The organism is Streptomyces sp. NBC_00988 (genome assembly GCF_045162645.1).
In the GTDB taxonomy this organism is placed as follows: domain Bacteria; phylum Actinomycetota; class Actinomycetes; order Streptomycetales; family Streptomycetaceae; genus Streptomyces.
The window spans coordinates 4478508-4499861 of sequence record NZ_CP108730.1; the positions used below are offsets into that span (position 1 = coordinate 4478508).

A 21354-nucleotide genomic window follows, 5' to 3' on the forward strand; every position below is an offset into this window, starting at 1 on the left:
GCGGGGGCGTGGGGGCTGGTCGCGCCCCGCGGCGGAGCCGCATATCGATACAGCCCCGGGCCCCTATGGGGGCGCTCCAGCACACCGGCAATTCAAAGATCCGTCTCTCCAGCGCTCCCTCGCCCTCTTTCGCGCTTTCCTGCATGAGCAGGACGACCCGGAATCCTGCTACTCGCTGCTCGCCACCGACGCCGTCAACCAAGTCGAGGCTTACGACGGGCCTGTCACCGGCCGCACAGTTGTCGATGTCGGTGGTGGGAGCGGGTATTTCACCGAGGAGTTCCGGCGGCGCGGCGCCCACGCCTATCTCTTCGAGCCGGACGCAAGGGAGTTGGGGGCGAAACCGCCCGACGGGACAGTCATCGCGGACGGATATCTGCTCCCCCTGTCCGACGGGGTCGCGGACGTGACGTTCTCCTCCAACGTCCTTGAGCATGTGGCCGATCCGGAGACGTTTCTCAGTGAGCTGACTCGGGTGACCCGGCCCGGTGGGCTGATCTATGTGTCGTTCACCAACTGGCTGTCCCCGTGGGGCGGTCACGAGTGGGCGCCCTGGCACTACCTCGGTGCCGAACGGGCCCGCGCCCGCTACCGGCGCCGTACCGGAAAGCCGGCCAAGCACACTCTCGGCGAGAACCTGTTCGCCGTGCACATCGGTGCCACCCTGCGGCAGGTCCGCGCCCGCGACGACGTCATGGTCGTCGCGGCGCGTTCCCGCTACTGGCCCTTCCTCGACCGAGCCGTCGTCAAGGCGCCCGGGATAAGGGAGTTGGCCACCTGGAACCTCCTCCTCATCCTCCGGCGGTGTCCACCATGACGGCGACCACGGTCCAGGCACCGCCCCCGGCGGCCGACCCCACCACCACGACCATCGCGGGTCCCCCGGAGGGCCCGAGGTCATGGCGCTGGCTGCTGGGGTTCTGGGCCGTGGTGTTCGTGCTGTTCCTCGCCGTGCATCCGGGGCGGCAGACCTTCGACACGAAGCTCGGCGTCACGGTGGACCCCGGTCAATTCCTGTCCGACCTGGGCCAGTTGTGGCACGACCGGGGTTCGTTCGGCGGCATCCAGGACCAGTACGCGGGCTATCTCTGGCCGATGCTCCCGTTCTACTGGCTGGCCCACGCCGTGCAGCTGCCGGTCTGGCTCGCGGAACGGCTGTGGCTGTCGCTCGTCGTGTCGGTCGCCTTCTGGGGCGCGCTGCGCCTGGCCGAACGGCTGCGCGTCGGCAGCCCCGCGTCCCGCCTTCTCGCCGCCGTGACCTACGCGCTGTGGCCGGTGTTCACGATCGTCGTGGGGTCGACGTCCGCCGCGGCCCTCCCCGGCGCCTTCCTCCCCTGGGTCCTGCTGCCGCTGACCAACGAGCGCTATACGGCGCGGATCGCGGCCCTGCGCTCGGCGTTGATCGTCCCCTTCATGGGCGGCGTCAACGCTGCCGCGACCCTGGCCTCGCTCCTCCCCGTCGGCCTGTATCTGCTCTCCCGGCCACCCGGTCCACGGCAGCGCAAGCTGCTCGCCTGGTGGGTGCCGGGGGTGATCCTGGCGACGGCGTGGTGGTGGATCCCGCTCCTCATGCTCGGTGTCTACGGCGAGAACTTCCTTCCCTACGTGGAGACTTCGCAGACCACGACCGCGACCATGTCGGCGACAGAAGGGCTGCGCGGAGCCGGTGACTGGGTCGCCTATCTGCACCTGGGGGAGGCCTGGATACCGGCCGGCTGGACGGTCGCGTCCTCGGTGATCGTCATCGTCTGTTCGGCGCTCGCGGCGGGGCTGGGCCTCGCCGGGCTGGCCCGCCGGGACATGCCGGAGCGGCGCTGGCTGGTGCTGATCGCGGTGTCGGTCGCGCTGGTCCTGTTCGCCGGGTACGGCGGCTCGTTCGGGGCGCCCTTCCACGGGCTGGTGCAGGACTGGCTGAACGGTCCGCTCGTCCCCTTCCGCAACATCTACAAGTTCCAGGCGGGCCTGGCCCTCGCACTCGCCCTGGGCCTGGCCCACCTGGTCGGCGTGGCCGCCGAGACACGCGGGGCCCGCCCGGTGCCGGGCCGCCGGCTCGTCCCGCTGATCGCGGTGATCCTCGTGCTCCCCGGCCTGGCGTGGCCGTATCTCAACGGGTCGATCCTGAACCCGGGTTCGTTCCAGCAGCTCCCCAAGTACTGGCAGTCCACGGCGGACTGGCTGCACAAGTACTCCCCCGACTCCCGCGCCCTGGTCGTCCCGGCGACCGCGCACGGCATCTACACCTGGGGCTCCCCCATCGACGAACCCCTGGACGTCCTCGCCGACTCCCGCTGGGCGGAACGCGATTACGTCCCGATGGGCACCCCCGGCAACCGCCGGGCGATGGACGCGGTGGAACAGGCACTGGCCAGCGGCAGCGAAGTCCCGGGCCTGGCCGACTACTTGAGCCGAGCGGGCATCTACTACGTCGTCGTACGCAACGACCTGGACCCCGACCAGATCGGCTACGTCCCGACCACCACGGTCAAACGCACCCTGGAACAGTCCGGCTACCAACGGGTGACGGGCCTCGGCCCGGTCATGACCGGCGGCCGCATCGCCAACGACACCCCGCTCCAGGTCGAGGGCCTCTACCCGCGCCAACGAGCGGTGGAGATCTACGAACCGACGAGCAAGGACGTGCTCCGCCCCGGCCAGGCGGGCCTGACGCCGGTGTCCGACACGGCGGTGGTCTCCGGCGGCCCGGAGTCCCTCCTCCCCCTCGCCACCGAACTCCGGGGCAGGGCAACGGTGTTGACGGGCGACAACCACCCGGGCCTGGGCTCACCCACGCTCCAGGTGGTGGGCGACGGACTGCGCCGCGCCGACACCCGGTTCGGACTGGTCGACGCCAACACGTCGTACACATACACCCCCGACGAACGCAACGCACCCGACGCCGTCCAGGACGCCGGCAAGAAACCGAAACAAATCCTGCCGACGAAGGGCATCGCCCACCAGACGGTGGCGCAGCTGCGCGGCGCCCGTTCGGTGACGGCGTCCTCCAGCGGCAACTGGCTGTTCTCCCTGCCCCAGTTCGACCCGGTGAACGCCTTCGACGGCAACCCGGACACCGCGTGGGCGGAGGGCGCGGCGGGCTCGCCGAACGGCCAGTGGCTGCGCATCGGCTTCACGGGCGGGTTGTACGACATGCCGGGTTCGTTCAAGGTCACGCCGCTCCCGCAGGAGAGCGTGCGGGCGGCGGCGACGGAGGTGAGGGTGGAGACGGCGAGGGGCACGGCGACGAGTTACCTCCAGCCGAACGGTACGACTCAGACCATCAAGGCACCCTCGGGCTCGACGAGTTGGATGAAGCTGACGATCGTCGACTCGGTCACCCGGCACACCGGCCTGACCGGCGCGGGCTTCTCCGAAATAGCCCTGCCCCACGTCCAGGTCACCCGGCTCCTCAAGCTCCCCACCGACGCGAACACGGCCGACGCCTCCGCCGAGATCGTCTCCCTGCACCGCACGGCCGACCCGACGGGCCTCTCCCCGACGGGCACGGAGGCGGGCCTGCACCGGACGTTCTCGACGTCGACGGCGGGAACGTACGAGATGAAGGCGACCGCGGTGGCAACGCCCGGCGAGGAGTTGGACAAGCTCCTCTACCAGGTGGCCCCCGCCCAACAGCACCGCATCACGGCAACAGCTGACTCCACAGCGGCACTTGGCACGGGCCTCTCCGCCCGCAACCTCACGGACGGCGACCTGACGACGGGCTGGATAGCGGGCGACCGCCCGACGATCCACCTCACCTGGACCGGCAAACAGCCAGTGGGCGAAGTGGTGTTGGCCCCTGCGGGCGGCCTGTCGACGCGCCCGACCGAAGTGGACATCACGTCACCGGACGGTTCGACGATCGCGGGCGTGGACGAGAACGGCGTAGCCCGCTTCGACCCGATCACCACTGACAGCCTGACCATCACGATCACGAAAACGGCCCCCCTGACCCTCCACAACCCGATAGCCGACGACAACCTCCAACTACCGGTGGGCCTGACCGAGGCCTACATCCCGGCCCTGGACCAGTACCGCACCCCCCAACCGGACCCGTCCCGCCCCTTCACCCTGCCCTGCGGAAAGGGCCCGGTGGTGGCGGTGGACGGCGAGTTGTACGGGACGAGCGTGAAGGGGACGGTAGGCGACCTGACAGCACGGCGAGAGGTGGAGGTGACGCTCTGTCAGCAAGGCAAGGATGACGGGGCGTTGGAGCTGACGTCGGGCACACATCGGGTGGAGGCGGGAGACGCGGGCCCGTTGACCCTCACGGACGTGACGCTGACCCGGGGAACGGTCACCGAACCCACCGCCCAGACACGCGAGTTGGCGATCCGGGACTGGCTGGGCGACCGCCGAGAGGTGACGGTCGGCTCGGGCACGGCCTCGTACCTCACCACGTACGAGAACTACAACACGGGTTGGAAAGCCACCCTGAACGGCGAGGAGTTGACCCCACTCCGCCTGGACGGCTGGCAACAGGGCTGGCGCGTCCCCGCAGGCGCGGGCGGCACGATCAAACTCTCCTACGAACCGGCGACGACGTACGAGGCCGGCCTCATCGGCAGCGGAGCCGCACTCGCCGTCCTCCTGGCCCTGGTGATCTGGCGCCGCGACGAACCGAGTTCCGACGAGGTGCAACCGCCCCCACCCTTGCCCGGCCTGTGGCTCGGCACGGTGGCGCTGACGCTGGTCGGAGTGGTGATAGCGGGCTGGTTCGCACTGCTGGTACCGGCCCTGGCGCTGCTCGCCTACCGCCGCCACGCGCTCCTGGTACCGATCGCGTTCGTGGCACTGGCGGGGGCGGGCATCGCGGCGGCAACGGGCGCGGGCGAGCCGGTAGGCGCAGGCGAGGGAGCGTTCAGCCGCGTGGCCCAACTCCTCGCACTGATCGGGTTGTTCGCGGGCCTGGTAGGCGTACGAGAGCGCTCCGCTTCGGAACCAGCACCCGCCCCACCCCTGCCCCAGAGAGAACGAGGCACAAGCGCCCTGGGCGAAAAGGAACCAGTGGAGTCGAGCCGCACGATCTCAGCCCAGGCCAGGGGAAGCGCTCCTGCAGAGGCGCGGGGCCGTGACATTGGCGACTCCGCCGCGCGGGCGCATCCAGCCCCCACCGACCCGCACCAAAAGGACGACCCCCAATGACCACACTCGACCAGCCTCGCTCCCCCACCCGCATCCCCTTCCCCACAGTCGACGAAATCGCCCGCCACTGCCACCAGTCCGCCGAACCGGAAACCGTCCACATAGAGGTCCGCCTCCCAGGCCCCCTAGACCCGGAACGGCTCCGCACCGCATTCACGGAGGCCCTGCACCACCACCCCCGCATCCTCATGCGCGAGGCCCCCGGCCCCTGGTACCGCCGCCGCTACGAATGGGAGCTGACCGACACCCCCGACCTGGAGGTGGTCACCTTCCCGCCCCCCACCCGGGACGCCCTCAAGCAGGCCCGCACCCGCTCCCTCACCCACACCCCACCCCTCACCGCATCCCCACCCATCCGCCTCGAAGCAGTCGAACTCCCTCACGGGACCGCCCTGATCCTCACCGTCAACCACACCGCACTGGACGGCCCCGCCTGCCTCCGCATCCTCGCCACCGCGGCGGAGCTCTACGGCGGCAAGGACAACTCCCCGACCGCCCCACCGACCCGTCCCCCGGACCCTCCGGAACCCCCCACCGACACCCCCTCCGTGTGGACCCCGCCCGCCCGAGTCGCCCCCGGGACCCCCGACCACTCCCCCGGCGGCAACGGCCTCCTCCTCACCGAACTCCCGGTCCCCCACCGCCCCAAGGGCTCCCCGTACACGGTGAACGACCAACTCATGGTCACCACGGCCCTGATGATCGCCCACTGGAACCGCGAACACGGCGCACACCCCCGCCCGATGCGCATCACGATGCCCGTGGACGACCGCCCCCGAGGCACGGACATGCCGATCGGCAACGGCACGAGACTCGTCGAAGTCACCTTCGCCCCGGACGAGTTGACCACCACCCCCGACCACCACATGGCCGAACTGCTCCACCGCACGGCAACCCGGACCCGCGCCCTCAAAGCCCTCCCCCGCCCCCAACTGGGCCACGGAGCATCCCTGTTGACGACCCCGGTCGTCCCCGTCGCCTGGCGAGCCACCCTCACCCGAGGCCTCCGCAAGGCAGCCGCCCCCTGGACCTCGACCACCCTCCTCAGCAACATCGGCCGCATCCCGTACACCCTGGACTTCGGCGACCCGGCGGGCCGCGCGCACGCGGTCTGGTTCTCCGCCCCCGCCCGCATGCCCCGAGGCCTCACCGTGACGACGGCGTCCACCGCAGGGAAACTCCACGTGGCCCTCCGCTGGTCCCGCACCCTCCTCGGCCCCGGTGACGGCGCCCACCTCCGCGACCTCTTCGAGCACTACCTGCACACGACGGAACAGACGGAGGCGCACCCGAAATGACGACCACCACTCCCCCGAACCAGGTGCGCCCCGACCTCCGCGACTTCTACGAGAACCCCGCCGTCCCCGTCGCCTCCGGCCCCTCCCGCACGCTCCGCCAGGCCCGCATCCTCGCCACCGCCCTGGGCCCGGCCACCGAAGACCCCCGCACGATCCTCGACATCGGCTGCGGCGACGCGACGGCCGCCGCCACCGCGGCACCCCTCCTCACCGGCCACCGCGTCATCGGCGTCGACTGGTCCCAGGACGCCCTGACCCGCGCCCGCACCCACCTCCCGTACACGGTCCGAGGCGAACTCACCGCGTTACCGCTCCGCACCGCCTCCGCCGACGCCGTCCTGTTCAGCGAGGTGATCGAGCACCTCGTCGACCCGGACACCGCCCTCGCCGAGATCCGCCGCGTCCTGCGCCCGGGAGGCCATCTCATGCTGTCCACACCGAACTTGGCGGCCTGGTACAACCGCGCTCTGCTGCTCGCCGGCGTCCAGCCCGTGTTCTCGGAGGTGAGCCTGCGCGCGATCCACGGCCGTCCGGGCAAGGAGGTCGTAGGACATCTGCGGCTCTACACCCCGCGTGCGCTACGGGAGTTCGTGGCGGCGGCCGGCTTCGAGGTCGTAGGACTCAAGGGCGCGCCCTTCCACGGCGTACCGCGACCGCTCCGCCCGCTCGATCGACTGGCCTGTGCCAGACCGCAGTTGGCGTCGATCCTGCTGCTGCACGCGCGGAAGACGTAGGGGGCGCGGCCGTGTGGTGGGGAGTGGCGGCGGCCCTGTTGGCGAACGTGCTGTACAGCACCGGCTTCGTCCTGGAGAAACGGGCGCTCGCGGCCCTGCCCGAGGTGACGGTCCGTCAACCGGCAAGACTGCTGCGGCTGGTGCTGGGCAGCCCGTTGTGGATCGGCGGTTCCCTCGCGCTGGCCGCCGGGTTCGGCGCGCAGCTCGCCGTGTACCGGACGCTGCCGATCGCCGCCGCGCAGGGCATCTTCGTGTCCGGCCTGGTGCTGCTCGTGCTGCTGTCCGCCCGCCTGCTCGGCGAGGAGACCAGCGGCCGCGAACGGTACGCACTCGGCGCGATCCTCGCCGCCCTGCTGATGGTCGTGCTGTCCCTGAAGGAGGGGTCCGACCACGTCAGTCGTAACGCGCCCTATCCGCTGATCCTGTTGGTCTGCGTGCCCTCGCTCGCCGCCGGCGTCTGGCTCTACCGGTCCACCGAGCGCAGCGCCGGCCACCGGCACCGGCTGCCCACCACGGGCGTCGAATACGGCGTGGCGGTGGGCCTGTTGTACGGGGTCAGCTCGCTCGCCATCAAGGGCGTGTCGAGCTATCTGACGACAAGTGACCTGGGAGGAGCTGTAGTTGGGCTGCTCCGATCCCCGTACCCGTACCTCCTCCTCTTCACCGGCGCGTTCGGCCTGGTCATGTCCCAGGCGGCGCTGCAGCGTTGCCGGGCCTCGCTGATCGTGCCGGTCTGTACGACGGTGACCAGTCTGTTCACGGCGGTGCTCGGCACGCTCGCGTTCGGCGAGGCCCTGCCGCACGACCCGCTGCGGCTGGCCCTGCGGATCGGGGGCACTCTCCTGGCGGTCGCCGTCCTGCTGACCATGCCGAAGCACGACAACGCGCCTCAACCACCGGTCGAGGCCAAGGAGTTGACGCCCCCATGAACCCGGACGACCCCCTGCTGAAGATCCTGGCCTGCCCGCTCGACAAGGGCCCGCTGCACCTGCTCCCCACGGACGCCCTCTACAACCCGCGCCTGCGCCGCCGTTACCCCATCGTCGACGGCATCCCGCAGCTGCTGCCCTCGTCCGGAGAGCAAGTGACCGACGACGCCGAGCACTTGGAACTCCTCAAACGGATGACCCCATGACCTCCAAGCCCCACACCCCCGTTCCTCGTACTCTCACCGCCCGTCTCGCACCCCTCCTCCCCACCCGTCTGGTCGCCGCCACCGCCCGCGCCGTCTACCCCCGCTTCGAACCCGAACTGGCCCGTCTGGCCGACCTGTTGCCGCCCGACTGCGGCACGGCGGTCGACGTCGGCGGCTGGTACGGCCCCTGGACGCACCGCCTCTGGAGACACGCGCGCGAGGTGGTGACCGTAGAGCCGGTCCCGCACCTGGCCCGGCTCCTCGCCGCTGCCGCTCCCGCGCACGCCCGGGTGATCCCGGCCGCCGCCTCCGACCGTCCCGGCACCGCCCGTCTGTGGCTGCCGCCGGACGACGAGGGCGACCGGGGTGTGTCGTCGCTGGTGCGCCGGGACATCCACGCCCGCGCCGTGCACGTCCAGTGCGTCACGCTCGACGGCCTGAACCTCCGTGACGTCGGTTTCATCAAGATCGACGTCGACGGCAGCGAACTGGCCGTCCTGCACGGCGCGACCGGCCTCCTGACCCGCGACCGCCCCGCGCTCTTCGTCGAACTCGAATCCCGTATTCAGCCGATCGCCCCGGTGGTGACGTACCTGTCGCTGCTCGGCTACGAGGGCTGGGTCCTCCCGGACCGGAACAGGGACTGGGTCCGGCTCGCGGCCTTCCCCTTGGAGAAGCACCAGGCCCGGAACTCGTACGTCGTCTCCCAGGGGCTGCTGCGCCGGGTCCTGCCCTTCGCGCGCGGGCCCCGTTACGTCAACTCGGTGCTCTTCCTCGCCGACGGCCGCACCCCCGGTGTCAGGCCCGATGTCAGTGCCGTGCGCGACGATGGATCGCATGCCCGAAGCGAACCGCCCCGCCCGCCCCTTCAGCCCTCTCGACTTCCAACTGGTCCTGCTGCGCCGCATGGCGGACCACAACCCGGACCTGGTCGAGAACGCCCGTCATGAGCTGGGCGCCTCGATCGCCGACATGCGCGAGGCCAACAAGCGTTGGCAAGCCATGCTGCACTCCCCGCGCGGCCGGGCCGCCGCCTCCCGCTACCGCTCGATCCTCGGCACCCCGGAATCGACCACGAAGCGCAGGATCGGCGACCTCGACTGCGAGGCCTGGCAGTGGCCGGTCCCCCTCTGGCCCGACCTCCGCTTCGAGGTGCTCACCGCCCCGAACGGCGCCGTGTGGAACGAATGGCTGGTCCGCGCCCCGGGCGCCACGCCCCCGCCCCTCCACACCCTCGACGACCTGACCCCCTGGTCCTGCACGGTCGACGAGGCGGCCCGCGCCTTCGCCCCCGCCCGCCCCCTGGAGGGCACGGCCCCCACCCGCTGGGGCCTCGCCTTCACCGCCCCGGACGCGCAGGGCGTCCGCCACCAGTGCGCCGCCGAGTTCACCTGGGGCCTCCTCCAGCGAACGGCGGTCAACGACTGACGATCAACGACTGGCGGCCGCCCCCAGAATCGCCTCGACGACCGCGGCCAACGAGGACTCCGGATGCAGATCGAGGAAGAGGTTCGGCTCGACGAGTTCCAGCTCCATCACACACGGCTGTCCGTCCGGCCCGTCCACAAGGTCCACGCGCGCGTACAGCAGCTCCGGAGCGTCCGGTACGGCGGCCAACGCCCGCTCGGCGACGGAGAGTTCGGCCTCGGTCGCGGTCCACGGCTCCAGGTCCGGGTGGGACACCTTGTCGTCGTCGTACGCCGTCCCGCGCGCCAGCACGGCCCCCTTCCGCGAGGCGTGCACGAACCGCCCCCCGAAGAACAGCAGCGCCCGCTCCCCGCTGACGTCCACATTCGTGAGGTACGGCTGCACCATCGCGGTGAGCCCCTCCGCATGCATGCGCTCCAGCTGTCGTACGGCGGTCTCGTGCTCATCGGGCGTGTAGCGGGCGGCGAAGCGGGCGCCCGCGCCGGAGGTCGGCTTGACGACGTACTCGTGGTCGTCGGGGAGGTCGGCCGGGTCACCGGGGGCGAGATAGCGGGTCGGCACGACGGGCACGCCGGCCGCCGCGAGGTCGCCGAGGTACCGCTTGTCGGTGTTCCACCGCACGACCTGCACCGGGTTCGCGAGCCGTGTCGCCTTCGCGGTCCGCTCGGCCCAGGCCATGAACTCGGCAGGGCGCCAGCTGTAGTCCCAGGTGGAGCGGATGAGCACGAGGTCGTACGCGCCCCAGTCGGTCCCGGCGTCGTCCCACGGCACCCCGACGGCGTCAGCCCCGGCCGCCCGCAACGCCTCGACCAGCACCGGGAGGTCACGGTCCTTGCTGGGCTTGGGTCCGGGGTCGTAGGTGGCGAGCGCGATTCGGGGCACGGAGCCTCCATCGTCGTACGGACTGCGGACAGATCCGCAGGTTAACCGGCCGCCCCGCAACCGCGGCAACCGGATTGACCTTCCCCTTTGGTGAAGCCCCAGCATCGGTGACGGAACCGAGAAGAGGTCGAGGCGCACATGGGCGGTACGGGGAACATGCTGACGATCGGGGCCTTCGCGCGGGCGTGCAGGCTGTCGCCGAAGGCTCTGCGGCTGTACGACGAGCTGGAGCTGCTGCGGCCGGCGCGCGTGGATCCCGACAGCGGATACCGGTACTACGCGGTGGCACAGCTGGAGCGGGCGCGGCTGGTCGCGTGGTTGCGGCGGCTGGGCATGCCGCTGGCGGAAATCCGTGCGTTGTGTGCCCTCGAACCGGCCGCCGCCGCTCGTGAGATCCGTGCCTTCTGGGCGCGGGTCGAGGCGGAGACGGCGGTGCGGCGGGATCTCGCCGGGTTCCTCGTCGACCATCTCGCGGCCGGACCGGCCGTACCGGGAAAGGACACCACCATGCTGGAACTCCGTTACGCCGCCCACTCGGACCGCGGCCGGGTCCGCCCCTCCAACCAGGACACCGCGTACGCGGGCACCCGGCTGCTCGCGGTCGCCGACGGATTCGGCCCGGCGGGCGCGCCCGCGAGCGGCGCGGCGGTGGAGGCGCTGCGTTTCCTGGACACCGAGGAGGTGCCGGCGGGCAATGTGCTCAACCTCCTGGAGGAGGCGGTACGGGGTGCCACCGACGCGGTCCGTGACGTGGCCCATCCCGGCGAGAACGGCACGACCCTGACCGCGCTGCTGTGGACGGGCTCGAAGCTGGCGCTCGTGCACATCGGGGACTCGCGCGCGTATCTGCTGCGCGACGGCGGGCTGTTCCGGATCACACACGACCACTCGGTCGTCCAGTCGCTGATCGACGAGGGCCGCCTGACGCCGGAGGAGGCCGGCTCCCACCCTCAACGCGCCATGCTGCTCAAGGCGTTGACGATCGGCACCCCCGATCTGAAACTCCACGACACCCACCGCGGCGACCGCTACCTCCTGTGCTCGGACGGCCTGACCACGGTCGTCCCGGAGCACCGCATCCGCGAACTCCTCACCGCGAGCCCGGACCCGGAGGAGGCGGTACGGACCCTGGTCGACGCGGCGAACGAGGCCGGGGGCCCGGACAACGTCAGCTGCGTGGTGGCGGACGTGGTGTAGGAACGGGGGTGTCCCCGGCACCTGGGGACCGTTGCCCGACGGCTAAGGAGTGCGCCGCGTGTCCACCCTCTTCCCGGCCCTGACCAACCCGGGCGAGCAGCCCGCTCTCCGGTTCGGTGACCGGTCCCTGACCTACGCGGAACTGGGCGCGGCGGCGGACGCCCTCGCGGCCCGGTGCGCGGGCACCGGCCGGGTCGCCGTCTGGGCCACCCCCTCGCTGGAGACGGCCGTCGCCGTGATCGCCGTACTGCGGGCGGGAGCCGCGGCCGTCCCCCTCAACCCGAAGTCGGGCGAGAAGGAACTCGGCCACATCCTCGCCGACAGCACCCCGACCCTGATCCTGGCCGCCCCGGGCGACGAACTTCCTTCTGTGCTAGGGCACTTGGAGCGCGTCGACGTCGATGTGCGGGGTGTCGGGGCGAAGGGCATCGGGGTGGGGGGTCCTGACGTCTCCCCCGACGACGAGGACCCCGCGCTCGTCGTCTACACCTCGGGCACCACCGGCCCGCCCAAGGGTGCCGTCATCCCGCGCCGGGCGATCGCCGCGACGCTGGACGCGCTCGCCGACGCCTGGCAGTGGACCGGCGACGACGTCCTCGTGCACGGGCTGCCGCTGTTCCATGTGCACGGCCTGGTGCTGGGCATCCTGGGCCCGCTGCGGCGCGGCGGCTCGGTGCGGCATCTGGGCAGGTTCAGCACGGAGGGCGTGGCACGGGAGTTGAACGACGGCGCGACGATGATGTTCGGCGTCCCGACGATGTACCACCGCATCGCCGAGACCCTCCCCGACGACCCCGGACTCGCCAAGTCCCTCGGCCGCGCACGCCTGTTGGTCTCCGGCTCGGCCGCGCTCCCGGTCCACGACCACGAACGCATCACGTCGGCGACCGGCCGCCGCGTGATCGAGCGCTACGGCATGACGGAGACCCTGATGAACACCAGCGTGCGGGCGGACGGCGAGCCGCGCGCCGGAACCGTCGGAGTCCCGCTGCCCGGCGTGGAGTTGCGGCTCGTCGAGGAGGACGGCACGCCCCTTCCCGCGTACGACGGTGAGAGCGTGGGCGAGATCCAGGTGCGCGGCCCGAACCTCTTCACCGAGTACCTCAACCGGCCCGACGCGACGGCCGCAGCCTTCACCGCCGACGGCTGGTTCCGCACCGGCGACATGGCCGTGCGCGACCCCGACGGCTATGTCAGGATCGTCGGCCGCAAGGCCACCGACCTGATCAAGAGCGGGGGTTACAAGATCGGCGCGGGCGAGATCGAGAACGCCCTCCTCGAACACCCCGGGGTCCGCGAGGCCGCCGTCACCGGCGAACCGGACCCCGACCTGGGCGAGCGGGTCGTGGCCTGGATCGTGCCGAGCGATCCCCAATCCCCGCCAGAATTGGCCGAGTTGGCCGACCATGTGGCGGGCCGCCTCGCCCCGCACAAGCGCCCGCGTGTCGTCCACCACATCACGGCACTCCCCCGCAACGACATGGGGAAGATCCTGAAGCGTTCCCTGACCACGACCCATGACTGAGCGACCCGTGAGTGACCGCCTGTCCGCGCGCGAGACCCTGGCCCTCGTCACGGACGACACCACCTTCGCCGAACTCCCCTACCCCGCACGGGAGTCCAAGCCCGACGGCCCCCTCGCCTGGCAGGGCTACGACGCCTCACGCGCCCGCGCCGCCGACCGCACGGGTGAGTCGGAGTCGGTGGTGTGCGGCACGGCGACGGTGGAGGGTACGCGGGCGGTGCTGATCGCCTTCGAGTTCGGCTTCCTGGGCGGCTCGCTCGGCGAACGCACCGGGGATCGTCTGGAGGCGGCGTACACGTACGCCCGTGAACACCGGTTGCCGGTCGTGCCGTTGATCGCCACCGGCGGCAGCCGGATGCAGGAGGGCATGGTCGCCCTCACCCAACTCCAGCGCGTGGCACGCCAGTCGGCACTCACGAGGGAGGCCGGCCTCCCCCAGATCGCGGTACTGCGCGACCCGACCACGGGCGGCGGCTGGGCCACGCTCGGCGCGGGCGCCGATGTGATCCTGGCCCTGCCCGGCGCCCAGGTCGGCTTCGCGGGCTCCCGCGTCCGCCCCTCGGACGCGGACCCGACGGCGTACACGGCGGAGGCCCAGGTGGCGGCGGGCGCGGCCGACGCGGTCGTAGAACCGGAGCAGTTGAAGGAGACCCTGGGGAGGTGGCTGCGGCTGCTGACCACGCCGTGGGCAGGGCAGGCGCCGGTGCCTGCGGCGCTCGACCGGTCGACTCAGCACACTTCGGCCGACTTGCCGGCCACCGGCTGGGAAGCCGTGCAGCGTGCCCGATCGCCCCAACGCCCGCGCGCGGCAAGCTACTTGGATGCCTACTTCACCCGCCGGCTCGCGATCAGCGGCGACCGGTGCGGTGGCACCGACGGGGGCATGCTGTGCGGGTTCGGGGAGCGGGAGGGGCGGACGGTCGCGTATGCCGCGCAGGCCGGGACGGCGACCCGTCCCGCCGGTTATCGCACCGCCGCCCGGCTGATCCGGCTCGCGGAGCGGCTCGGCATCCCGGTGCTGACGTTGGTGGACACCCCGGGTGCGGCGAACGACGCCGAGGCGGAACGGCAGGGCGCGGGCGCGGCGATCGCCGACCTGTTCGGCGCGGTGGCCTCCGCCCGGACGCCCCTAACCACCCTGCTGATCGGCGAGGGCGGCTCCGGCGGCGCGCTGGCACTGGCCGCACCGGGCAACACCTGGGCCACACCGGACAGTTATTTCTCGGTGATCGCCCCGGAACTGGCGGCCGCGATCCTGAAACGGCCGCCGGAGGAGACGGAGTCGACGGCCGACCAACTCCACATCCGCCCGCAGGACTTGGCGGAGTTGGGCGTGATCCGGACGGGATCTGTATGAGCGGCGGCGCCGTCTCCCCTCCCAAGGAGACGGCGCCGCCCGTCTGAAGTGCCGGACGCCGGCAGGCCTACCGGACTCCCACCGCCCGGACGATCTCCTGCCGCACCGAACCGCCCTGGTCGTCACTCGCGGAGGCCCGTAGCGAGATGTACTGAGCGTCCCGGGGCACGGTGAGGGTGCCGTGCCATGACGCGTGGCCGCCGGTGAGCTTCACCGTCCGCCACGACTTCCCGTCGTCGTACGACACTTGGAGCGTGCCGCCGACGATCGTCCCCGTCTCCGGCGCGCCCACCACGTACGAGGCGCTGACCCCGACCGGCACCCGGCCGCCCCGCACATCGCCCGCGAGGTCGGTGTCGACGTCGAAGGCGAGGTTGAGGAGGGGCAGGAAGGTCCACCGATCGGCAGGCGTGGCCGCCGAGTTGAAGGTCCACACGGCGCGGCCCTTGGTGGAGAGTTCCCAGCGGTCGGAGTCGAGGGCGGTGTCGGTGACGACCTTGTAGGTGTGTTCGTCGGCGGGCGCGTCCCAGTCGTAGGCGCCGGAGCTGGTCCGCCGGTCGACCAGGGTGCCGTCCCGGTACACCTCGGTGGTCTGGGTCATGCCGCTGTCGGCGCTCCACGCGTCGCCGAATCCGGTGTGGTCGGGCCCGGAGTCGCCCCAGCCCGGGGTGTTGAACTGCAGCTGGTTTCCCGACCGTTGCTGCCCCCACCCGAGTCCGGTGCCGAGCCACGGATGCCACACGGGCTTGAACCAGTCGAGGGTGCGATGGGTCCCGCCCGTGTACCGCACCAGCCCGCTGCGCTCCTCCAGCGTGCCGTCGCCGACCGTCACGGACTCCGACCAGCGCTGCCCGGGACCGGTCGACACGTAGTCGGTCCGCTCGGCCGGATAGTCGATGTGCTCCCGGAAGCCGAGCCCGATGGGGAAGGCATCGGTGATCGAGTAGCGGAACTCCCCGCCGCTCACCGGCTTCACCGCGTGGAACTTCGTGTCCAGGACGGCGAGTTGACGGCGGCTGGGCGCGTAGGTCAGATCGGCGTCCGGGATCGCCCCTTGATGTCCGGCCGAAAGGTCGTACGTGTAGGGCGTGTTGCGCGTCCCGGTCATGTCGACCGTCTTCGCCGCCCGCAACCGTGCCGCGTCGGCCGCGTTCACCGAGGCGATCTGGAGCGTGCGGTCGGAACCGTCGTCCGCTCCCCACCAGGCGCTGAGCCGCCCTGCCATGTCGTCCGTCACGAACAGCGCCTTGGCGCCCGCGTCCTGGGCGGTCTGCGCGAGCGCGACCGGATCTACACCGTCGCTATCGCCATCGCCGTCGGCGAGGTGAGCGAGCACCGCGCGTCCCCGGACGGCACCGGTGATGGGACCGTCCCCGACATCCACCAACGGCAGCCGACTGTGCCCCTCGATCAGCGTGCCGCCCGACTGCACGACGGCCTCGCCGACCCCCTTGACCTCCAACAGCGGCTTACCGAGCCGCCACACGGTCCGGTACTCGAAGCTGCCCTGCGTGACCTTGTCCGTCGGTGCGGCGAAGACGCTGTCGTACATCACCGGCACCTGAACGGCGTCGAAGAGATCGGAACCGCTCGCGCTCCGGTCGTACTCCATGACCAACTGCCGTGTCTCCGTGCGCTGTTGGACCTTGGCGCTGATCTCTCTGAGCCGCCGCCCGTCCAGAGTGACCTCGCGATCGCGGTCGAGGGTGATCTGGGGTGCCGCGAGGAGACCGAGCCCGAGCGAGTCGGCACCGTGACTGCCGCGCACGTCGAGGAAGGAGGTCAGGCTGTAAGTCCCGGGCTGGAGCCGCAACTTGAGCGTCCCGGAGTCGCCGACAGCCTCCGGGTAGGGGTCGTAGCCCTGCGCCAACCGCTGCACCACCAGGTCGGCGGCCGTGGCAGCCCCGTCCCGGTCCTTCACGTGGACGGTGAGCGTGTACCGCTCGTCCTCCTTGACCAGCCCGAATGCCGTGTGGGCTACGGGAGTTCCGGCGACGGAGGCGATGATCTGTCCGCTGGTGTTCCCGACCTCGGACTTCGCGCCGTCGCCGGTCACGGTGGTGGAGGCGGTGCCGTGCGCGGGCACGGTGAGGGTGGAGTCGGCGAGGGTGGCGACACCGGCCGGAGCGCCCTGGGCAGCAAGGCTCAACTGGACAGCGTCGTCGGATGAGTTGGCGTAGGTGAGGGTCTTGGTGACCGGCCTGTTCGCGTCGTACGGCCAGCTGTAGAAGCCGAGGTCGGCGCTGCCGGTGGCGGTGATGCGGGCGTCCACGGCATCGGGCACGTTCACCCGCCCCGCCCCCAACTCGTAGACGGACGCGTCAAGTTGCTTGGACGTGGACATCAACGCGTCCTTGATCTTCGCGCCGGTCCAGTCGGGATGCTCCTGGGCGAGCAGCGCGGCCACCCCCGCCACATGCGGCGTCGCCATCGACGTACCGCTCATGGAGGTGTAGTACCCACTGCCGTCGACGAGTTGGGAGCGCGCGGCGAGAATGTCGACGCCGGGGGCGGAGAGGTCGGGCTTGAGCGCGTTGTCGCCATGGCGCGGTCCTGCGCTGGTGAAGTAGGCGGCCTGGTCGTTCGCGTCGACGGCGCCGACGGTGAGCGCGGAGTCGGCGGCGCCGGGTGAGCCGATGGACGAGGGGGTGCCGGTGTTGCCGGCGGCGATGACGAAGAGGGCGCCGGTTTCCTGGGACAGGGTGTTCACGGCTTGGGCCATGGGGTCGGTGCCGTCGCTGGGTTCGGTCGAACCGAGGCTCATGGACACGACTTTGGCGTGCACGTCCCGCGCGGCCCACTCCATCCCGGCGATGATCTGCGACTCGCTCCCGGACCCCTGGTCGCTGAGCACCTTGCCCACGGCGAGGGTGGCGTCCGGGGCAACTCCCTTCTCCTGCCCGGAAGATGCGGCCCCGCTGCCGCCGACGGTGGAGGTGACGTGCGTGCCGTGTCCGTTGCGGTCGGCGACGTCCTCGCCGCCGATGAAGCTCTTGGTGACAGAGACTCGTTGGGCGAGGTCGGGGTGGGAAAGGTCAACTCCCGTGTCCAGTACGGCGACTGTGACGCCCTTGCCGGTCAGCCCGGCCTCCCAGGCGTGCGCCGTACCGATCTGCGCGTTGCTCTCGGCCATGTCGGCGGTCACCCGCCCGTCCAGCCAGACCTTCCGCACGCCGTCCTGCCGGGTGAACGCCCGCCAGAACCCGCGCCCCTTGTCCGCGTCGACGGCGACCCCGCGCACACTCGCGAGCGTCCGCGTCCGCTCGGCGCCGCGCGGGGTCGCGGTCTGTGCCCCCTTGTCGTACGTCACGATCAGTGGCAGCTCGTCGGTCCTCTGATCGGTGAGGCCCTGCCGTATCAGCTCACTCACGTCGAACAGCCGCCGGTCGAGGGTGCCCGCCCGTAGATAGGGGAGAGCCTCGTCCGGTACGACGCTGATGTCGCCGTTGGCCGTCTGGGTGCGGACGGCTCCGGTGGCGCCCTGGGGGCGCTCGACGCTCACGGTCTTCCGGCCGCCCGCGAGGTCGGTGACGGTGACTTTGTCGCCGGTGACGAGGGTGACGGTACGGGTGGGGTTCGTGGTGGGGGTGGCCGTGCGGGTGGGGCTCGCGGTCGAGGTGGCGGCGGCCGCCTGTGCCTGTGCCGCCGGCAGCAGCGCGACCACGAGCCCGGCCGACAGCAGCACCGCCCCGCGTCTGACTGGTCCTCTGCTCATGCCCGCCCCTCTTCGTCGAATCACCGAGTCGTCGAGTGCTGGGAAGAGTGTCAGGGGGCTTACGGTGCAAGGGAGTTGATCGGGGCTGGCGGATTGACGCCCTGGCGGCTTCCCGCCAACACGGCGTCACGAGGACGCCCCTCACTGCCCTTTACGCGTTCTTTAACTCGGGCATTACGGACAAATACCCCCATTCAGCGGCACCCCACCCGGCCCACCACAAGGCGCGCCCGCTCCCTCACCCCCGCACGATGCGAAAGAGGCCCGCCGCCCGGCGAAGCCCCGGTCCGCGCTCTCGGGAGAACCTGCCATGACCGTCAGTCTGGAGCAGTTGCGACGCTGCCATTTCGCCGTCGACCTGGGTGCCGCCCGTACCCGTGTCTACGTCAAGGGCGCCGGGCTCGTCGTCGACCAGCCGTCCGCCGCCGCCGTGAACACGCGGACCGGCGCGCTGATCGCCGTAGGAGAGTTCGCGGAGAAGATGACGGGCCGTACGCCCGACTACATCCGGGTGGTCCGGCCGGTGTCCGGCGGGACCGTCGTCGACATCGAGATGGCGCAGCGCATGCTGCGGCACCTGATCGGCGACAAGGTCCGCCGCGCGCTGCGCCGCAAGCCCCGGCTGCGGGCCGCCGCCTGCACCCCGCACGACGCCGATCCGCTGGCGCAGCGGGCGGCGATCGAGACGCTGGTCGGGCTCGGGGCGCGCCGGGTGGAGCTGGTCGACACGCTGATCGCCGCCGCCGTGGGCTGCGGACTGCCCGTCGAGCGGCCCGAGGCCACCATGATCATGGTGTGCGGGGCCGCCGCGACGCAGGTCGCCGTGCTCTCCCTCGGCTCGATCGTCACCGCCGAACGCATCCCGGTGGGCGGCGAGGCCGTGGACCACGCGATCGTCCAACACCTGCGCCACGAGCACGAGTTGATGCTGCCGAGCCAGTCCGTACGGCCGCTGCAGGTCGCCCTGTCCGGCAACGGTCTCACCCCGCACGGCCCGACCACCACCGAGATCCACGGGCGGGACGTGGCGAGCGGCCTCGCGCGTTCCGTACGGGTCGACACCGCGGCCGTACGGGACGCGATCGAGACCCCGCTGACCGCCGTGCTCGACGGGATCGGCCGGGTGCTGCGCAACTGCCCGCCCGACCTGGTGGCCGACCTCGCCGACCGCGGGATCATGATGGTCGGCGGCAGCGCGCTGCTCCCCGGCTTCGACCAGATGCTGCGCGCGGCGACCGGGATGCCGGTGCACATCGCCGAGCGGCCGGACGTGTGTGCCGTGCAGGGTCTGGGTTACATGCTGGAGGGCAAGATCGAGCCGCTGGTCCTGGACCCGCTGGCCACCACCTGAGCCCCGGCCCGGCCGAGGTGGACGACGGCGTCCCCGACCTCTCCCGTCTCCTCGAAGCCGTCCTGAGCGTCGGTTCCGAGCTCGAACTGCGCACCACGCTCCAGCACATCGTGGACGGCGCGGCCGAGCTGACCGGCGCGCGGTACGCGGCGCTCGGGACCACGGACCCCGGGCAGGACGGCCTCACCGAGATCCGTACGGGCGGGGCCGAGCCGCCGCCCGCGGGGGTGCTCAGCGTGCCGATCCACGTCCACGACGAGGTGTTCGGCCACCTCCACCTGGCCGGCAAGCAACACTGCGCCCCCTTCACCGCCGAGGACGAGCAGCTCCTGCACGTGCTCGCCGCCCAGGCCGGCATCGCGATCGGCAACGCCCGCCTGTACGAGACGGCCCGGCAGCGCGAACGCTGGATCGAGGGCGCGGCGGCCGTCACCACCGCGCTGCTCACCGGCGAGACCGCGGCCGACGCGCTGAAGACGGTCGCGGAGGGCGCGCGGGCCCTCGCCGACGCCGCCGCGGGCGTGATCCTGCAGCGCACGGCGGCGGGCGGCATGGAGATCGTCACCGCGTCCGCCTACGAGGACCCGGGCGACATCGTCGGTACGACCATCGAGCCCGGCAGCCCCGTCCTCGTCCAACTCCTGGGCGGTGAACCGGTGTTCATCGACGACTCGGCGACCGACCCGCGCATGACGACGCATGTACGGCACCGGTTCGGCCCCAGCATGATGCTTCCGCTCCAGGCGGACGGCCGTCTCATCGGCACCCTGGCTCTCCCGCGTCGTCCGGGCGACCGCCCTTACACGGCCGTAGAACGCCTGCTGGCAACGCAGTTCGCGTCCCAGGCCGCCCTCGCGCTGGTGCTGGCCGACGCGCAGCACGGCCGTGAACGCCTCGCGGTCTACGAGGACCGGGACCGGATCGCCCGCGACCTGCACGATCTGGTCGTCCAACGCCTTTTCGCCACCGGCATGTTGCTGGAGTCCACGCAGCGCAGAACCGAGGACACGGACCAGGCCCACGAGCTCCTCGGGCGCGCGGTGGACGAACTCCAGTCGACGATCCAGGAGGTCCGCACGGCGATCTTCGCCCTGCAACAACCTCCGGCGGAGGCGCCGACGAGCGTACGGGGCAAGGTACTTCGCGAGACGGCCGCCGCCTCCGCTGTCCTGGGCTTCCAGCCCTCCACCCACTTCAGGGGCCCGGTGGACACCGTCGTCCCCGACCAGGTGGCGACCCACCTCCTCGCCGCGCTCCGCCGCGCCCTCACCGCCGCGTCCGGCCGCGCCGACGTGTCCCGGCTGGAGATCACGATCGACGCGACGACGCCTCTGCCGGACGGCAGGGACGCCGTACGACTGAGGGTGTACGACGACGGAGGGACCGGTGACGGCGACGGTGGCGGCACGACGGTCCGTTGGCAGTCGCCCTTGTGAGAGCGGCGTCGGAGGGGTGTCAGCAGAGCAGGAGGCGGGGTGTCAGTAGGGCAGGATCCGCCCCGACGGCGTCCTGCGGTCGATGGTGTCGTCGCGAGGCGTGATGGGCCGGCGACTGACGCGAACGCGGATCTGTCGGTTCATGGCGCCCTCC

15 protein-coding genes are annotated in these 21354 nt (G+C 71.5%); 13 read left to right on the forward strand and 2 right to left on the reverse strand.

The features are described from left to right. The first annotated feature begins 43 nt into the window (after positions 1-43). From OG496_RS20400 to OG496_RS20435, 8 genes are read left to right on the forward strand one after another with little or no spacing between them, the layout of a single operon-like run. Entirely contained in the window at positions 44-817 is a 774-nt protein-coding gene (locus OG496_RS20400) for a class I SAM-dependent methyltransferase (RefSeq protein WP_405976654.1), read from the forward strand. Continuing rightward, the gene (locus OG496_RS20405; RefSeq protein ID WP_405976655.1) at positions 814-5142 is read left to right on the forward strand and encodes a DUF3367 domain-containing protein; all 4329 of its coding nucleotides are present in this window, start codon (positions 814-816) and stop codon (positions 5140-5142) included. Before OG496_RS20400 ends, OG496_RS20405 begins: the two co-directional genes overlap by 4 nt. Beyond that, the gene (locus OG496_RS20410; RefSeq protein ID WP_405971893.1) at positions 5139-6440 is read left to right on the forward strand and encodes a condensation protein; all 1302 of its coding nucleotides are present in this window, start codon (positions 5139-5141) and stop codon (positions 6438-6440) included. The genes OG496_RS20405 and OG496_RS20410 overlap by 4 nt, the downstream gene beginning before the upstream one ends. Beyond that, entirely contained in the window at positions 6437-7174 is a 738-nt protein-coding gene (locus tag OG496_RS20415) for a methyltransferase domain-containing protein (protein WP_405971894.1), read from the forward strand. Before OG496_RS20410 ends, OG496_RS20415 begins: the two co-directional genes overlap by 4 nt. A gap of 23 nt (positions 7175-7197) precedes the next feature. Further along, complete coding sequence (locus OG496_RS20420) at positions 7198-8103, forward strand: hypothetical protein (protein ID WP_405976656.1); 906 nt, start codon at positions 7198-7200, stop codon at positions 8101-8103. Further along, complete coding sequence (locus OG496_RS20425; protein ID WP_262057673.1) at positions 8100-8309, forward strand: Trm112 family protein; 210 nt, start codon at positions 8100-8102, stop codon at positions 8307-8309. Before OG496_RS20420 ends, OG496_RS20425 begins: the two co-directional genes overlap by 4 nt. Beyond that, positions 8306-9259 (forward strand): FkbM family methyltransferase, encoded by a 954-nt coding sequence (locus tag OG496_RS20430; RefSeq protein ID WP_366491037.1) that lies wholly within the window; start codon positions 8306-8308, stop codon positions 9257-9259. Before OG496_RS20425 ends, OG496_RS20430 begins: the two co-directional genes overlap by 4 nt. Next, positions 9147-9737, forward strand: a complete 591-nt coding sequence (locus OG496_RS20435) for a hypothetical protein (RefSeq protein WP_405971895.1) — start codon at positions 9147-9149, stop codon at positions 9735-9737. The genes OG496_RS20430 and OG496_RS20435 overlap by 113 nt, the downstream gene beginning before the upstream one ends. A gap of 3 nt (positions 9738-9740) precedes the next feature. Here the strand turns inward: OG496_RS20435 and OG496_RS20440 are convergent, their stop codons facing one another. Continuing rightward, positions 9741-10619 carry a RimK family alpha-L-glutamate ligase gene (locus OG496_RS20440; protein WP_405971896.1) on the reverse strand — a complete coding sequence of 293 codons (879 nt, stop codon included), beginning with the start codon at positions 10617-10619 and terminating at the stop codon, positions 9741-9743. 156 nt (positions 10620-10775) lie between these two features. On the opposite strand from OG496_RS20440, the gene OG496_RS20445 reads away from it, so the two are divergent. The 3 genes from OG496_RS20445 to OG496_RS20455 are packed head-to-tail and all read left to right on the forward strand — an operon-like array spanning position 10776 to position 14698. Then, positions 10776-11816, forward strand: a complete 1041-nt coding sequence (locus OG496_RS20445; protein WP_405971897.1) for a MerR family transcriptional regulator — start codon at positions 10776-10778, stop codon at positions 11814-11816. 58 nt (positions 11817-11874) lie between these two features. Then, positions 11875-13341 (forward strand): acyl-CoA synthetase, encoded by a 1467-nt coding sequence (locus tag OG496_RS20450; RefSeq protein WP_405971898.1) that lies wholly within the window; start codon positions 11875-11877, stop codon positions 13339-13341. 7 nt (positions 13342-13348) lie between these two features. Then, positions 13349-14698 (forward strand): carboxyl transferase domain-containing protein, encoded by a 1350-nt coding sequence (locus OG496_RS20455; protein ID WP_405976657.1) that lies wholly within the window; start codon positions 13349-13351, stop codon positions 14696-14698. A 67-nt stretch (positions 14699-14765) separates the two neighbouring features. On the opposite strand, the gene OG496_RS20460 is transcribed toward OG496_RS20455, so the two are convergent. After that, the gene (locus OG496_RS20460; protein WP_405971899.1) at positions 14766-18413 is read right to left on the reverse strand and encodes a S8 family serine peptidase; all 3648 of its coding nucleotides are present in this window, start codon (positions 18411-18413) and stop codon (positions 14766-14768) included. 310 nt (positions 18414-18723) lie between these two features. On the opposite strand from OG496_RS20460, the gene OG496_RS20465 reads away from it, so the two are divergent. Continuing rightward, the gene (locus OG496_RS20465; RefSeq protein WP_262057666.1) at positions 18724-19764 is read left to right on the forward strand and encodes a rod shape-determining protein; all 1041 of its coding nucleotides are present in this window, start codon (positions 18724-18726) and stop codon (positions 19762-19764) included. 17 nt (positions 19765-19781) lie between these two features. Next, positions 19782-21200, forward strand: a complete 1419-nt coding sequence (locus OG496_RS20470) for a GAF domain-containing protein (protein WP_405971900.1) — start codon at positions 19782-19784, stop codon at positions 21198-21200. The last annotated feature ends 154 nt before the right edge of the window (positions 21201-21354 follow it).